The sequence below is a fragment of the Neobacillus vireti genome (assembly GCF_036962345.1).
GTDB classification, from domain to species: Bacteria; Bacillota; Bacilli; order Bacillales; family Cytobacillaceae; genus Neobacillus; species Neobacillus vireti_A.
Genome location: NZ_JBALNB010000004.1, coordinates 25,666 through 41,552, shown reverse-complemented (window position 1 = coordinate 41,552; position 15,887 = coordinate 25,666). Strand labels below are relative to the sequence as shown.

General features: G+C 41.7%; 13 protein-coding genes. 1 reads left to right on the top strand and 12 read right to left on the bottom strand.

What is annotated here, in order from left to right; translation table 11 throughout:
• Window positions 1-243: 243 nt before the first annotated feature.
• From V7108_RS02660 to V7108_RS02640, 5 genes are all read right to left on the bottom strand, one after another.
• Complete coding sequence (locus V7108_RS02660) at window positions 244-675, bottom strand: YueI family protein (RefSeq protein ID WP_335567316.1); 432 nt, start codon at window positions 673-675, stop codon at window positions 244-246.
• Between the two features lie 119 nt (window positions 676-794).
• Entirely contained in the window at window positions 795-1,040 is a 246-nt protein-coding gene (locus V7108_RS02655) for a hypothetical protein (RefSeq protein WP_335567315.1), read from the bottom strand.
• A 67-nt stretch (window positions 1,041-1,107) separates the two neighbouring features.
• Window positions 1,108-2,385, bottom strand: coding sequence for an isocitrate lyase (aceA, locus tag V7108_RS02650; protein ID WP_335509465.1), 1,278 nt, complete (start codon window positions 2,383-2,385; stop codon window positions 1,108-1,110).
• Between the two features lie 33 nt (window positions 2,386-2,418).
• Window positions 2,419-4,011 carry a malate synthase A gene (aceB, locus tag V7108_RS02645; RefSeq protein ID WP_335567314.1) on the bottom strand — a complete coding sequence of 531 codons (1,593 nt, stop codon included), beginning with the start codon at window positions 4,009-4,011 and terminating at the stop codon, window positions 2,419-2,421.
• A gap of 168 nt (window positions 4,012-4,179) precedes the next feature.
• A complete protein-coding gene (locus V7108_RS02640) occupies window positions 4,180-5,229 on the bottom strand; it encodes a glycoside hydrolase family 15 protein (RefSeq protein WP_335567313.1) in 1,050 nt (349 codons plus the stop codon).
• Between the two features lie 189 nt (window positions 5,230-5,418).
• On the opposite strand from V7108_RS02640, the gene V7108_RS02635 reads away from it, so the two are divergent.
• Window positions 5,419-5,595 carry a hypothetical protein gene (locus V7108_RS02635; protein ID WP_335509473.1) on the top strand — a complete coding sequence of 59 codons (177 nt, stop codon included), beginning with the start codon at window positions 5,419-5,421 and terminating at the stop codon, window positions 5,593-5,595.
• Window positions 5,596-5,627: 32 nt separating this feature from the next.
• On the opposite strand, the gene V7108_RS02630 is transcribed toward V7108_RS02635, so the two are convergent.
• From V7108_RS02630 to ligA, 7 genes are all read right to left on the bottom strand, one after another.
• On the bottom strand, window positions 5,628-6,242 hold the full coding sequence (locus tag V7108_RS02630) for an NAD(P)-binding protein (protein ID WP_335567312.1): 615 nt from the start codon (window positions 6,240-6,242) through the stop codon (window positions 5,628-5,630).
• A gap of 9 nt (window positions 6,243-6,251) precedes the next feature.
• The gene (cobA, locus tag V7108_RS02625; RefSeq protein ID WP_335567311.1) at window positions 6,252-7,697 is read right to left on the bottom strand and encodes a uroporphyrinogen-III C-methyltransferase; all 1,446 of its coding nucleotides are present in this window, start codon (window positions 7,695-7,697) and stop codon (window positions 6,252-6,254) included.
• Between the two features lie 213 nt (window positions 7,698-7,910).
• The gene (gene nirD, locus V7108_RS02620; protein WP_335567310.1) at window positions 7,911-8,231 is read right to left on the bottom strand and encodes a nitrite reductase small subunit NirD; all 321 of its coding nucleotides are present in this window, start codon (window positions 8,229-8,231) and stop codon (window positions 7,911-7,913) included.
• A 6-nt stretch (window positions 8,232-8,237) separates the two neighbouring features.
• Complete coding sequence (gene nirB / locus V7108_RS02615; RefSeq protein WP_335567309.1) at window positions 8,238-10,652, bottom strand: nitrite reductase large subunit NirB; 2,415 nt, start codon at window positions 10,650-10,652, stop codon at window positions 8,238-8,240.
• A 358-nt stretch (window positions 10,653-11,010) separates the two neighbouring features.
• Entirely contained in the window at window positions 11,011-12,558 is a 1,548-nt protein-coding gene (pruA, locus tag V7108_RS02610; protein WP_335567308.1) for an L-glutamate gamma-semialdehyde dehydrogenase, read from the bottom strand.
• Window positions 12,559-12,670: 112 nt separating this feature from the next.
• Window positions 12,671-13,837 carry a CamS family sex pheromone protein gene (locus V7108_RS02605; protein WP_335567307.1) on the bottom strand — a complete coding sequence of 389 codons (1,167 nt, stop codon included), beginning with the start codon at window positions 13,835-13,837 and terminating at the stop codon, window positions 12,671-12,673.
• Between the two features lie 16 nt (window positions 13,838-13,853).
• Window positions 13,854-15,860: an NAD-dependent DNA ligase LigA gene (gene ligA / locus V7108_RS02600; protein WP_335567306.1), complete on the bottom strand. Its 2,007-nt coding sequence runs from the start codon at window positions 15,858-15,860 to the stop codon at window positions 13,854-13,856.
• Between the last annotated feature and the right edge of the window lie 27 nt (window positions 15,861-15,887).

Below are 15,887 nucleotides of genomic sequence, written 5' to 3'. Positions count from 1 at the left end.
AAGCTATTTATCTAGTAATCTATTAGTTTTATGACCATTATTTTTGCGTACTTATTATGAGTTTTACTAACCCTTTGTCTGTCCTACTGCATTTACTTGGACCTATCGGTAATTGTCCCTATAAATAATAATATTCCAATTTTTATAAAAGTTCCAGAGATATCCAAATATAGTAAAATAGGCGTATGTCTGAGGTATTGAAAAAGCAATCTAAATTTTTTTAGACTGCTTTTTCTATGTTTATTATTTTTTAAACAGTTTCGAAAAAAGACCCTTACTTTTTGGCTGCTCTGGTAAATTGATTGCCTTTTTTGTAATGTAGATTTCTTCTTTATCAATCGCATAGTCCATCGCTAAAATTAAGCCAATGTCTGTATCGTGCTCTTTATTGGTCACAATCGTATGCTCAAGCTTGTATTTAACTGCCAGCTTCACATATTTAGATAGGACTGAGTAATCCATATTTCCATTTAGAAAGAGATTAGACCGCGGATTCTGTTTCATTTCCCGTTCAACCTGCGGATAAATCGCAGCTTCTGCAACTTGACTTTTCTTAAGGGCAATAATAATTCGCTCCCGTAACGATCCCAAATATTTCCGCCTCTCATCCGGCTTTGTTTCCAAAGGGCCATGTATACCCTGTTGAAGAACCTCCTCAACATTTGGCTTTTTCAAAAGTAATCAACTCCATTTAAAGGGCTATTTATTATGTATGATGATACCTTAAAAAAGGTTCATTTCCAAAAAAAATGTCTATTTGAGAGTGCTTATGCTTTATGCGGGAGTGTTTCTTGTTATCCGCCAGTATTTCCACGCCATCCGTCAGTATTTCTCGCCATCCGCCAGTATTCTCCCGCCATCCGCCAGTATTTCTCGCCATCCGCCAGTATTTCTTGCCATCCGCCAGTATTTCTTGCCATCCGCCAGTATTTTCCGCCATCCGCAAGTATTTTCCGCCATCCGCAAGTATTTTCCGCCATCCGCAAGTATTTTCCGCCATCCGCAAGTATTCCCCCCCATCCGCAAGTATTCCCCGCCATCCGCCACTATCTCCCTCCCCCTCATACAAAAATCCCCCTCTCCACTTGGAGAGAGGGATCATCTAAATTATTTTGTAAATTGCTCTTCCTCGGTTGAGCCTTTTAACGCTGTGGTGGAAGAGGTACCTCCTGTAATAACCATGGATACCTGATCAAAATATCCTGTTCCCACTTCACGTTGGTGTCTTGTTGCAGTGTAGCCATATTGCTCACTATCGAACTCTGCCTGTTGCAGTTCGGAGTATGCGGCCATGCCGCGCTCTTTGTAGCCGCGGGCAAGCTCAAACATGCTGTGGTTCAAGGCATGGAAACCTGCTAGTGTTACGAATTGGAACTTGTAGCCCATTTTTCCAAGCTCTTGCTGGAATTTCGCAATGGTTTCTTGATCCAGTTTCTTTTTCCAATTGAAGGATGGTGAGCAATTGTAAGCCAGCATTTTACCAGGGAATTTCTCATGGATGGCCTCAGCAAATCTTCTCGCTTCTTCAATGTTCGGCTCAGATGTTTCACACCAAATCAAATCTGCATATGGTGCATAGGCTAAACCACGGGCAATCGCCTGATCGAGCCCGGCTTGCGTACGGAAAAAGCCTTCTGCCGTCCGCTCTCCTGTAATGAATGGTGCATCATTCATATCAATATCACTCGTAATTAAATCTGCAGCATTTGCATCTGTACGTGCCACCAGCACGGTTGGAACGCCCATAACATCTGCCGCCAAGCGGGCAGCAATTAAGTTTCTAACAGCCGTCTGTGTCGGCAGCAATACCTTTCCACCCAAGTGACCGCACTTTTTCTCAGAAGAAAGTTGGTCTTCAAAGTGAACACCTGCAGCACCTGCTTCAATCATGCCCTTCATCAGTTCAAAACAGTTTAGCTGTCCGCCAAAACCTGCTTCTGCATCGGCTACAATCGGAACGAACCAATCAATTGAGTCATCCCCTTCTGAATGGGTGATTTGATCTGCACGTTGAAGTGCTTGGTTAATTCGCTTTACGACGCTCGGTACGCTATTTGCTGGATATAGGCTTTGGTCCGGATACATATGTCCAGATAAATTGGCGTCAGCTGCTACCTGCCAGCCGCTTAGATAGATGGCCTTTAATCCTGCTTTTACCTGTTGAACAGCTTGATTTCCTGTCAGTGCACCTAAAGCATTAACATAATCCTCTTCATGCATTTGCTTCCAAAGCTTTTCTGCACCACGTCTTGCCAATGTATGCTCGATGTCCAGGGAACCGCGAAGCTTGATAACATCCTCAGCTGTGTACGGTCTAGTAATCCCATTCCAACGCTTATCTAATTCCCAGCTTTCTTGTAATTCCATCGCTCTTTTGTTTGTCATTATAAATTCCTCCTATTAATCTATTAAAATTTTTTATAAAAGCTCATATCCAGGTAATGTCAAAAACTCTACAAATTCATCATTTAAGACCAAGCCATCAAATAGCTCCACCGCTTTAGTGAAAGTTTCATTCTCATAAGCAGACAGGCCAATTTCAGCCTTGATTTTCTCTAATTCCTCAGTCTTAAATTTCTCATACATTTCAACTGTTACTTTTCTGCCGTCCGCAAGTACACCTTTCGGATGGCGGATCCACTGCCAAACTTGAGCACGCGATATTTCAGCGGTTGCTGCATCCTCCATCAAGTTATGGATTGGTGCAGCTCCTTTTCCAGATAACCAAGAAGCAATGTATTGAATACCAACATTGATATTAACGCGAACACCTTCTTCGGTAATCTTTCCTCCTGGTACTTCAAGGAGATCAGCTGCAGTAATCGTAATCTTCTGTTGTTTGCTACTATGAATCTGGTTTGCTAACGGCATCCCTCTATCAAATACTTCTAAAGCTACCGGTACCAGGCCAGGGTGTGCCACCCAAGTACCATCATGACCATCGTTTACTTCACGCTCTTTATCAGCAGTAACCTTCGCAAATGCTTCCTCGTTCGCTTTTGGATTTTCACGGATGGGTATTTGTGCTGCCATCCCCCCAATAGCCGGGGCTCTCCTGCGGTGACACGTTTGAATGGTCAGCAAGGAATAGGAGCGCATAAATGGTGCAGTCATGGTTACCTGTGATCGATCCGGTAAAATAATATCTTTGTGGTTACGCAGCTTCTTCAAATAACTGAAAATATAATCCCATCTTCCGCAATTTAGACCTGCTGAATGTTCCTTTAATTCAAAAAGTATTTCATCCATTTCAAATGCAGCCATAATCGTTTCAATTAAGACAGTCGCTTTAATGGTTCCTTGAGGTATTCCAAGCTTCCGTTGTGCAAAAACAAAGACATCATTCCAAAGACGTGCTTCCATATGACTTTCAAGCTTTGGAAGATATAAATATGGCCCCGTCCTTCGTGCAAGTAGATTTTTTACATTATGGAAAAAGTACATACCGAAATCAAAGAAGCTTCCGGAAATGGGCTTGCCATTTAGTTGCACATGTTTTTCCTCTAAATGAAGTCCGCGCGGTCTAACAAAGAGGACTGCACTTTCCTCATTTAGAACATATTTTTTACCATTTTGATTTTCATAGGAAATCGTCCGACTTACTGCGTCTCTTAAGTTGATTTGTCCCTCGACGAGGTTCTCCCAGGTTGGTGAAGTAGCGTCTTCAAAATCTGCCATAAAAACCTTTGCACCAGAGTTTAGCGCATTAATAACCATTTTTCTGTCCGTTGGTCCGGTAATCTCTACACGGCGATCCTGAAGGTCTTTCGGCAAGGGAGCAATGGTCCAGTCCCCATTTCGTATTTGCTTTGTTTCAGGAAGGAAATCCGGCAGGTGCCCGTTATTAATTTCCTCTTGGCGTTTTTCCCTGGACTGTAACAGTTCCAGTCGCCTTGTTCCAAATCTTTGTTCTAACTCCTCAATAAAGTTTAGCGCTTCGGGTGTTAAAATCTCACCGTATTGCGCTTTGAGGGCTCCTACTACCTCAATACCTGTTGTTTGCGTCGACATGGACTCGTTCACCCCTTTGTTATAACACAGCGTATTACCATGTGTTGTATTATATAACACAAAATTTAAAAAAGGAACTATTTTTCTGAAAATTTTATTAAATTAGGTAAAATAATCCTAAAGTACTAAAAAAGAGGCAGTTGAACTATTTCTCAACTGCCTCTACCTTTACATTAATCTTTCGTATCGCTCTTTAGCCAAAATATACATGGCACTTCCCCAGCCTAATGGGGTATTGGAATTATATTCTGCACATTTGGCAAAGTATAGTTCTGGTAAACTGCCATCCGTAAGCATTACACTTTCTGTTTGTTTTATGTAATGGTTTGCTTTTTCAATATTGCCTAATTCTAAATGGCAAAGTGCCAGCCAAGGCAGTCCAAACGTCCATTCAGCCTCTGTTCCGTAGTAAAATGTCAAATTATGGTGCCTCCCTTCATGTTCAACCGTTGAATAATAGGAATCTCCTTTGTAGCGAATCACTCCGCGTTCGCGTAAAAGTACCTTTTCGACCTGGTTAACAATCACCTTAGCCTTGTCCCCAGTTAAAACCTGATACGGGAAGATTAAACTTAATTGTGCTAAATCAAAGGGCCGATCGCTGCTTTCACCCGGGAACAGGTTACTAAGAGCTTGATATCCATTGGTAATCCATTCACCAGGCACAAAAACAATATCTCTAACTGCTTGGAGGCCCGCCACACATGCTCCGACAGAACTAGAATGGACTTCTCGCCATTCCTCCCACATGCCATTATCTGCGTCTTGCCAGTACTCCACACAGCCTAAATAGCCCACCAGTTTTTGAACAATTTCATGATCCTTTTCATCTCTGATGATGTTTTTTCCCTTTGTCTGCCCCATTCCAATCCCCCAAAGTATGGCCCCGATGGCATCATGCTGGGCATGCCCCCATGGAGTGTCGATTTCCCTTACTTCGGAGGCAGAATATCTTGAATGGATGTATTCCCATTGCTCTCTCGGCTTCTGAACGGTATGAATGTCCAGCTTCCACTCGTATTCTCTAAATAAGTCCAAAATTCGGTGATAAGTCATTTCGTAAAATTGATTGTTCTGCTCCAAATAGGGCAGTGCCATATAAAAGGAATCGCGCAGCCACACATAATGATAGTCCTTTGACGAAGAGGCCAAATACAAACCATGCGGCAAACGTAACTGATCTAAAATTTGATAGCTATGCAACACTCTCTCGTTCATCTTTACAACCTCATTTACTTTTTATCTATCTTTTTTGCCTGTTTGAGGTCTTTTTATACGCTTAAAAAGTGAGTATAAACTCTGAAAAAGTTGTCCATGCTTAAAACTATAAACATAGATTAGGAGAGTGAGAAAATTGAAATTTAGGAAGGTAAATGTAGACTTTTTTGCAAGCAGGGGTGAATATCGATGAGTTTGGAAGAATTAAATAAAGTGATTGAAGTGAAAAAAATGGATTTAGAGGAATGCGAGCATGAACTTAACAACCGTTACTATCCTTCTATCGTTCGAATAGCCATGATGAATTACATCGTAAATTTACAGGAACAATTAAAAAAGCATGATAATGACCTGATAAATCTATAAAAGCCACAAAAAATGACGTGTGTAATTACACGTCATTTTTTCCGCATTATTTGTAAAAATTCACCTTCGCGATTTTGACTGTTTAAAAACTCCTCATTAACTATCGCGGATAACAAATTCCTTTTTCTAACAGGGTCTTGCACTTCTTTTAAGATTTTCTGTCTCGCAGAAAATAAAAATTCCAAATATTCTTCATACCGTTCATCAAATTGCTGGTCCAGCTGCTCTCGGATTCTTCGTGCAAATGTGGGGCTGGCTCCACCCGTTGACACTGAAATGGTCAATCGTCCGCGTTGAATTTGAGAGGGAACATGGAAGTCTGAACCTTCAGGATCATCCGCAATGGTTACAAGCTGATGGTCACCCGCAGACTTCTTAATTGTTTGATTCAACTCCATGCTGTCCGTTGCAGCAAAAATCAAAAACGCACCATAGAGATCTTCTTCTGAAAACATTTTTTGCTGCCAGTTTATTTTTCCAATATCCGCAAGTTTTCTAAGTTCCTTCGTTGCTTCCGGACTGATTACGACAACTTGGGCTCCAGAGCCTAAGAGACCGTGAACCTTGCGTTCAGCAACCTTACCGCCGCCAACCACTACTGCCTTTTTACCCTCGAGTTTTACCATAATTGGATAATTAGAATTCAAGCAATCCCACTACCTTTCACAAGCAACTGGATGCTGAACTAAATAGTCTGCCAACGCATCTTTTGTAGCAGATTCCGGCATTCCGTCTGATCTAAGGCCAGCACGTTCAACTGCATTCTTTGTCTGCTGCCCTATGCAAACAACTTGTAGATTGTTCAAAAGTTCGATGGGGTTAATAGTACAAACCTCTAGCCCTTCCAAAAACGTTCCAACTGTAGCTGCACTCGGAAACACCATTGTATTCACGTCTGCTTCTTCAAGCATTCGTTGAAAAATTGGTATGAACTGCATATCCAGTTCTTTTTTACTTGTCACCAAATAATCAGCATTCTCAATCGTTTTACTCTTATTGTCCCCGACAATCAACAGGCTGCCCTCCTGAGGCATGTCCACCAACAATCCTGCAATAAAACCCCGTTCTTTTAGAGCTTTAATTGATTTACTAGAACCGCCATAAAAACTAGCACGTATTTCTCGGATATCCATCCCTTTATCCATGACAGCTTCAAAAAATTCACTGACACTTTCTGGGGATGAGAATAGGATCTTTTCATAGGTTTTTACATTACTTAACTCAACAGGCAATTTGGTCTTCTTCCATTTTGGAAATTCAATGACATCCGCACCCAGATCCATCAATTCCTTTGCCAAGCCGCTAACACTTTCCCCAGTACGTGCAAGCAAGATCTGCCTGCCATACAAAGGCATTTTTTCGAACCAACTGATTTTTTCACGAAGGGATATCACATTACCGACAAGGATAATCGCCGGGTTACGAAAATTAGCTTCCAATACCTTTTCCGAAATATCCGCAAGTGTTCCCTGCAATGTTTTTTGACGGCCAAATGTACCCCATTGAATCAGGATAACAGGAGTAGAAGCAGGTTTCCCATGTCCAATCAGATTCTCACAGATAAAAGGCAGGTTTCCTACTCCCATATAAAAGGCGATGGTATCGATGCCGCGAACAAGGCCTTCCCAATCAAGCATTGGCTTGCCTTCCGCTGATTTATCATGCGCTGTAACCACTGCAAACGACTCCGCATGCTCTCGGTGGGTGACTGGAATTCCCGCATAAAGGGGGGCTGCAATCCCCGAAGATATCCCAGGAACGATTTCAAAAGGAATTTGATAATGGGCAAGGGCCGCGGCTTCTTCCCCAACCCGGCCAAAAACACCTGGATCTCCGCCTTTTAAACGAACGACCACCTTACCTTCTAGTGCCTTTTCTACTAAAAGTTCATTGATACTTTCTTGGCGTAATATATGGCGGTCAGGCAATTTTCCGCAATAAATTAGTTCGCAGCCCGCCGGCGCATACTCCAATAGTTTTGGATTTGCGAGGCGGTCATATAAGATCACCTCAGCCTGCTGAATTGCTTCCAATCCTTTTACGGTGATTAAACGAACGTCACCTGGTCCCGCTCCTACTAAAAATACCTTCCCTGTCTTCATCCTGCAGCCATCCTTCCAAACTCTTTATCTAAGGCTCTTTTCTTGAGCTTTGTGTGCTCCTTGGAACAAAATTTAATGATTGTACTGAGTCTCAGAAAATAGAACTAACTTAATTAAAAAAGAGCCTGAAAACTAAATTCTAAAGCGCAAAATAACTATTTCCACGTTAAAATCGGCTTTAAGATTTTAACAACAGGCTTACGAAAAACAGTCTTAACTAATAATATAAACGTTATCGCCTTCTACTTCCACCTGATAGGTTTCGATTTGACCTTCATCTGGTGCCTGAACCTTGCCATCTGCTAAGGAAATTTTCCAATCATAGACTGGGCAAAAAACATAGTCGCCGCTTACCAATCCTTCTGTTAACACGCCGCCCTTTGGGTGCGGACTGTGATTTTCAATGGCATATACTTTTCCGTTTGTAACTCTAAATAAAGCTATTTCACGATCATCCATTTTTACAGAATAACCAGCCCTTACTGGTAGGTCAGAATAATTTGCTACTAGAGTCTTCGCATTTGTTAAAATCATTTATGGTCACTCTCCAGCCTTAACAGTGTGTACTGCATAATATTTATCTTTTATTTCATCACTTTCAATTGCTTCATTCCAAGGTTCGATGTACTTCGCTAAGGTTTGATCCATGCGCGCATTTAATGCTTTTCTAGTTTCTTCATTTGCCAAGACCTCTTTGACATGCTCTAGGCCAACGCGTTCAACCCATTTTGAAGTCCGCTCTAGGTAATTAGCTGTTTCGCGGTAATATTGGAGGTAGGCACCGGTCATTTCCATAACCTCAGCTTCTGTTTTCACGGTTGCTAAAAGGTCACCTGCGCGGAGGTCGACACCGCCGTTACCTGCTACGTAAATTTCCCAGCCGCCATCAATTCCAACAAAGCCAATATCCTTAATTCCAGCTTCTGAACAGTTTCTAGGGCAGGCTGACACACCCATTTTTACTTTATGCGGTGTATCAAGACGTTCAAATTTCTTCTCCAGCTCAATGCCTAGTGACATAGAATCCTGCGTACCGTAGCGGCAGAATTGTGCACCAACACAAGTTTTTACCGTCCGGAGTGTTTTTCCGTAAGCATAGCCTGATGGCATATCAAGCTCTTCCCACATACTAGGAAGGTCTTCTTTTTTAACCCCGAACAAACCAATCCTTTGACCGCCTGTTAATTTTACAAGTGGAACTTCATACTTTTCAGCTACTTCAGCAATTTTTTTCAAATCAGCAGCCGTCGTAACACCGCCATACATTCTTGGCACAACAGAGTATGTTCCATCCTTTTGGATATTTGCATGCATTTTCTCATTTACTAGGCGGGAATCACGGTCATCTTTGTATGCGTCCATATGAACCATACCTAGGTAGTAGTTAATCGCAGGACGGCATTTCGTGCAGCCTTCCTCGTTATTCCACTCGAGGACGTTCATCACTTCTTTCACACTTGTTAAGCCCTTTTCTTTAATTTCCGCAATCAACTCTTCACGGCTAATGGTTGTACAGCCGCAAATGCTTGTTTTTTGTGCCGCTGAGGCATCAAATTGATCACCTAGTGTATAGGCTAAAATATCATTCACCATCGGTTTGCATCGTCCGCAAGATCTGCCGGCATTGGTACAATGGCTAACTTGGTCAAGTGTTGTTAAACCTTGGGCTTTAATTGCCTCCACGATGGCACCTTTCGTCACACCATTACAACCGCATACCAATTCATCATTTGGCATTGAGGCGATATCGCCGCTGCTGCCTTCGGCTGAACATTGTGATTCAAAAATAGAAATCCCTGTAATGTCTTCCTTTTTTGAAAGCAATCGAAACAGTCTTGTACTATCTTTGGTGTCGCCATAAAGAACAATCCCAACAATTATGTTATTGCGAACTAAAACCCTCTTATAAATACCTTCATATTCGTTATATACCATGATTGATTTTGTGGTGCCATCCTCAAAAATCTCACCTGCAGAGTAAAGGTCTACACCAGCGACTTTCAGCTGCGTTCCCGTTACAGAGCCTTTATATGGAGTTGTTTCAATCCCACAAATTTTTTCAGCAAGGACTTTTCCTTGCTCATATAATGGAGCAACCAGCCCATAAACAATTTCTCTATGCTCGGCACACTCACCAACCGCATAGACATTCGGTACATTCGTTTCCATATAGTCATTCACGACAATTCCACGGTTTACATAAATTCCGCTTTCTTTCGCCACAATCGTATTTGACTTAATTCCGATTGCCATAACTACAAGATCTGCTCTAGCAAAAGTTCCATCTTTGAATCGAAGACCAGCAACACGCTCATCACCAATGATTTCAACCGTTTCTTTTTCCATTAGAAAGTTCATACCTTGGGATTCGAGCTCTGCTTTTAGCAGGCTTGAAGCGATTGGGTCGAGCTGTCTTTCCATTAGGCTTGGCATAAGATGTACGACATCAACCTTCATCCCTAGGTTCAGTAATCCTCTTGCAGCTTCAAGTCCAAGAAGACCCCCGCCAATTACGATTGCCTTTTTATATTCTCGCGCCGAATTGATCATCATTTCACAATCTTTTATATCCCGAAACCCGGTTACTCCAAATTTGTCTGCCCCCGGTATTGGCAGAATAAAAGAATTCGAGCCTGTTGCGATAATTAACTCATCATATTCTACCTCACGACCCCGATCGGAAACGACCCTCTTTGCTTCTACATCGATCTTGGTTACAGCTTCATCTGTGAATAATTGAATATTATTTTCTTTATACCAGTCTACTGGATTCATAATGATTTCTTCAAAGCTCGCCTCTCCTTGAAGAATATTTGATAATTTTATACGGTTGTAGTTAGGATGCGGCTCTTGTCCAAAAATAGTAATTTCAAAATGATTTGGTGCTAGTTTAAGAATTTCCTCAATGGTTCTAACTCCCGCCATTCCGTTCCCGATCATAACTAGTTTTTTCATGTTTGATCGCTCCTTCTATGATTTATCTATGAATTTACGTTAATAATGTTTTTCTCTATACTTACATAGTAATCCTCATGGAGCTGTAATATTGTGAAGTTCGTCACAATTCTATGGTTACTTGTGAACCGTTTCACATAATTGTCAAAAATGATTCTAAGTATGGAAGTTGGTTGTTGAAAAGGGGGTTTGGACAATTTTTCACTAGTTTTGGATATTTTTTATTGGGTTTTGGACATTTTCCCGCTAGTCTTGGACAATTTTCAATGGGTTTTGGATAATCAGACAATTTATACCAAAAACCTCCTGAGTTTTCCATACAAAAAAACCCCTCCTCAGACGAGAAGGGGTCGTCATATTAAAACATCTCAGAAGTAGTTTTTGCCTGCATGTGCAGCAATAAGTAGTCTGGTCCTCCAGCTTTGGAGTCTGTTCCAGACATATTGAAGCCTCCGAATGGCTGATACCCAACAATCGCACCGGTACATGAACGGTTGAAGTATAGGTTACCAACATGGAAGTCTTCACGCGCTTGCTCTTGGTGTGCACGATTTCTTGTAATAACTGCACCAGTTAGGCCGTACTCTGTGTTGTTTGCTATTTCAATCGCTTCCGTGAAATTCTTTGCCTTTGTGAAACCAACCACTGGACCAAAGATTTCTTCCTGCATGATACGAGCATCTGGAGCAAGGTCAGCAATAACGGTTGGTTGAATGAAGTAGCCTTTTGAAATGTCTCCTTCACCGCCAGCCATCAACCTGCCTTCCTGCTTGCCGATTTCAACATACTCCATGATTTTTTTGAATGCATTATGATCATTAACTGGGCCCATGAACGTTCCTTGCTCCGTTGGGTCACCTACTGTTAATTCTTTAGTTAATTCAACCACACGGTTCAATACAGTGTCATACACATCCTCAACAATGACTGCACGAGAGCATGCTGAACATTTTTGACCAGAGAAGCCAAATGCACCTGCAACAATAGACTGTGCAGCAAGCTCAAGATCACCTTCTGAGTCAACCACGATTGTATCTTTACCACCCATTTCAGCAATCAAACGCTTCATCCAGATTTGCCCTGGATTTACTTTTGAAGAACGTTCGAATATACGAAGTCCGACATCACGTGAACCTGTGAAGCTGATAAAACGTGTATCTTTGTGATCAACTAAATAATCGCCAACCTCTGAACCGCTGCCTGGAACGAAGTTTAATACACCTTTAGGAAGACCTGCTTCTTCCATTACTTCCACAAATTTAGCCGCAATGACTGGTGTAGTTGAGGCTGGTTTTAATAGAACCGTATTCCCTGTCACGATAGCTGCAACTGTTGTTCCCGCCATAATAGCAAAAGGGAAATTCCAAGGAGAAATAATAATGCCCACTCCTAAAGGAATATAGTCGTAGCGATTGTATTCGTTTGGACGGCTATTTACTGGTACGCCATTTTTAAGCGCTAACATTTGCCGGCCATAATATTCTAAGAAGTCAATTCCTTCAGCTGTGTCTGCGTCTGCCTCTTTCCAAGGCTTGCCCGCTTCCTTTGTCATAAGAGCAGAAAACTCATGTTTACGGCGACGGATGATTGCTGCTGCTTTAAATAATACATCCGCTCGAACTTCAGGCTTTACTTTTCTCCAAGTTTTAAACGTTTCAACCGCAGCCTGCATTGCCTTTTCTGCAAGGTCACGGCTTGCTTTTGAAACAGTACCAATTACTTCTTCTTTATTGGATGGATTATAGGAAACAATTTTATCTTCTGTTGAGATTTTTTCGCCGCCGATTACTAAAGGATAATCTTTTCCTAAATAGCTCTCAACTGTTTTTAAAGCTTTTAAATAGGATTGGCGGTTTTCCTCAATTGTAAAATCTGTGAATGGTTCATGCTTATAAGGTTGTACCATGTCATAAAACCTCCTATATACTATAAACTCAACATCCTTATTCATTTTATCATGTTTCTTTTAACCGTATCAATTGATAACCGAAAGCAAAAAAACCTAGCATCAGCTAGGTTTAATAAATATGCACAAACGGTTCGGTTTCATTTGCCTTGCGGACAATTAATGCTTCAGGTCCGTCAACAGAAGTAACACTTACCGAAACAGAAATATAATTAGGAAAATGCTCTAAGACCAGACCTGTTACATATTGAGTAAAGCCAATCGCCTCAGATTTTCCATAAAATTGGATCGGAATGGAGATATCCAAATCAGTAAATTGATCTCCTATATAGAAAGCACGGCCGATGACTCCATTAAAGTTTGGAAAATATTCCTCTACATCCTGTTTAAAGTTTAAAAAAGCAGTTACATCATCACGGTGCGCTTCTTGTGCCTCCGTTGATGGAAAGAGGAAGTACTTTTCAGAAACAGGCTCCCACGCATTTATCGTTGAGCTTCCTTTATCCACGTGCGCATACGTGAAAAAAGTTCCTGGAACGACAGAGGATCTGCTTTGCTGTTCAAATAGCGCAATGGTAATCGGTACATCCTTCAAATTCTTCATTGCTCTAAGGCGCCTAATCACCTCATCCGCAATTTTTTTCCCTTCGCGCTCCATTTCAGGAAATTCAATTTTGCGCTCGAAGTAAGGCTCACCCACCGCTGTCCGGTAATAATGGACCGTGTTTAAGGCCAAACCAATCACAACACCGCCCAATTTGACCGTATCATTTTCGCCTTTGATCAGGTAATCATGCTCTAATATATGGGCTAAGTAGATAGGGCTGTTACTGTTTCCTGCCTGAAAATCCACACCGTCTTCCAATACTGGGTTTAAGCCAATATTTTCGTTCTCCTTTAATTTCTGAGCCTCAACTTGAGCTGGAGTGTATTTGCGATTCAACCATAATCTAACGGTATTGCGCTTTAGTTCCTGTCCTTCACGGAACAAATAGGTTTTTGGGTCAAATTGATGTTGCGCGATTCTCATCAAGCCAGTCTCAAATTCGTTAATGTCATATCTCGTATTGATGTTTCCTACAATTAATCCACGTGCTTCCCCAGGTTCGAACGGTAAAATCGTCCGATAATAGTTGTCTGAAATATTATATTTGGGAATGATCGCTTTCTCTTCCGACTCTTTTTTCGTTTGCACCACGTTCTCCTGCTTTTGAAAGTTCGGTGCACATCCGCTTAGAAGGATAACAAGAGATAGAGCGATGATTGAGAGTTTTCTCACTTCGACACACCTCTCTCTATTTATTTAATTCTACTAACAGCTTCTCCTCGTCCCATACTTCAATTCCCAGCTCCTCAGCCTTCGTAAGCTTTGAACCCGCATCTTCACCTGCTATCACAAGATGCGTTTTTTTGCTGACGCTTCCTGCTACTTTTCCACCTAGGGCTTCAATCTTTTCCTTGGCTTCATTCCTAGAGAGCTGCTCAAGTTTACCTGTTAAAACAACCGTTTTACCAGCAAAAATGCTATCTGACTCTTCAACAGATACTGGCTTTGCTCCTTTGTAATCCATATTAACTCCTAATGCTGTAAGTTCCTTTACTAACGCTTCCGCCTCTTCCTGGGCAAAGAAGGCAACAATAGAGTCTGCCATTTTATCTCCAATTTCATTGATCGCTAGTAAGTCCTCTTTGTTTGCCGCAGTTAGTTTTTCCATTGAATCAAAGCTTTGCGCAAGTGTTTTTGCTGCTTTGGCTCCTACATGGCGGATTCCAAGACCAAATAGCAGCCTTTCTAGTGAATTTGCTTTAGAAGCCTCTATTGCTTTTAACAGATTTGTTACGGATTTTTCTCCCATTCTTTCTAATGCCAATAGCTGTTCTCGCGTGAGCTTATAAATATCGGCAACATCCGAGATTAACTTTTCAGCAAAAAGCTGACTGATTACTTTTTCGCCAAGACCATCAATATTCATCGCCTCACGTGATACAAAATGAATCAATCCTTCACGAATTTGCGCAGGACAACTAGGATTAATGCAACGTAAAGCCACTTCTCCTTCTAAACGGACAAGCTCACTTTCACATTCTGGACAATGCGTTGGCATATGGAAGTCAAGTTCTTCTCCCGTTCTTTGTTCTGCTAATACATTGACCACCTCAGGGATAATATCTCCCGCTTTTTTAACGACTACTTGGTCGCCAATCTTAATATCTTTTTCTCGGATCAAGTCTTCATTATGCAAGGAGGCACGCCCGACTGTTGTACCCGCTACCTTAACTGGCTTTAGTATGGCTGTTGGTGTCACAACACCGGTTCTACCCACGCTTAATTCAATATTCAAAAGAGTGGTGACCACTTCTTCTGCCGGAAATTTATAGGCAATGGCCCAGCGAGGACTTTTTGCTGTTGTTCCAAGCTTACCTTGCTGCTCATAGGAATCTACTTTAATCACAATTCCGTCTATTTCGTATGGTAAATTCGGACGCTTATCTACCCAGCCATTTACATATTCAATAACCTCATTAATGGTAGGGCATTTTCTTCGCTCCTTATTGGTTTTAAAGCCAAGACGATCTAAGAAATCGAGACCTTCACTATGCGAGGCAGCATAGATTTCCCCAGCACCACCAATTCCATATAAAAAGACATCCAGATTTCGCGTTGCTGCAATTTTCGGATCTAGTTGTCTTAACGATCCCGCTGCTGCATTTCTAGGGTTGGCAGCTAATTCCTCGCCACGTTCTTCCTTCGCCTTATTTAAAGCTTCAAAGGATCTTTTCGGCATAAATGCCTCACCGCGGACCTCGAGTGAAACACTTTCACGTAAACGGAGTGGAATCGATTTGATGGTCTTTAAGTTGGCAGTGATATCCTCGCCAGTGGTACCATCCCCTCTTGTTGCCCCTTGGATAAACAATCCGTCTTCATAGCGTAATGAAACTGCGAGACCATCAATCTTTAATTCACAAACATAGGAGAATTCATCCCCAACTGCCTGCCGGATACGGCGGTCAAAATCTCTTAAGTCCTGCTCGTTAAAGGCATTGCCTAAGCTTAACATCGGTGTCCGATGCTCCACCTTTTCAAATAAGTCCAACACTTCACCGCCAACGCGGACTGATGGAGAATCTGGTGTTTTCAGTTCTGGAAATTCAGCTTCTATCTCTAAGAGTTCTTGCATTAAACGGTCATATTCTGCATCAGGCACAGAGGGGTTATCCAGCACATAGTATTCATAGCCATATTGATTTAATAGGCTTTTTAGTTCATTGACTTTAAGTTCCGCGGTTTGAAGGTCCATACATCCAGCCCTTTCATATTAAAATTA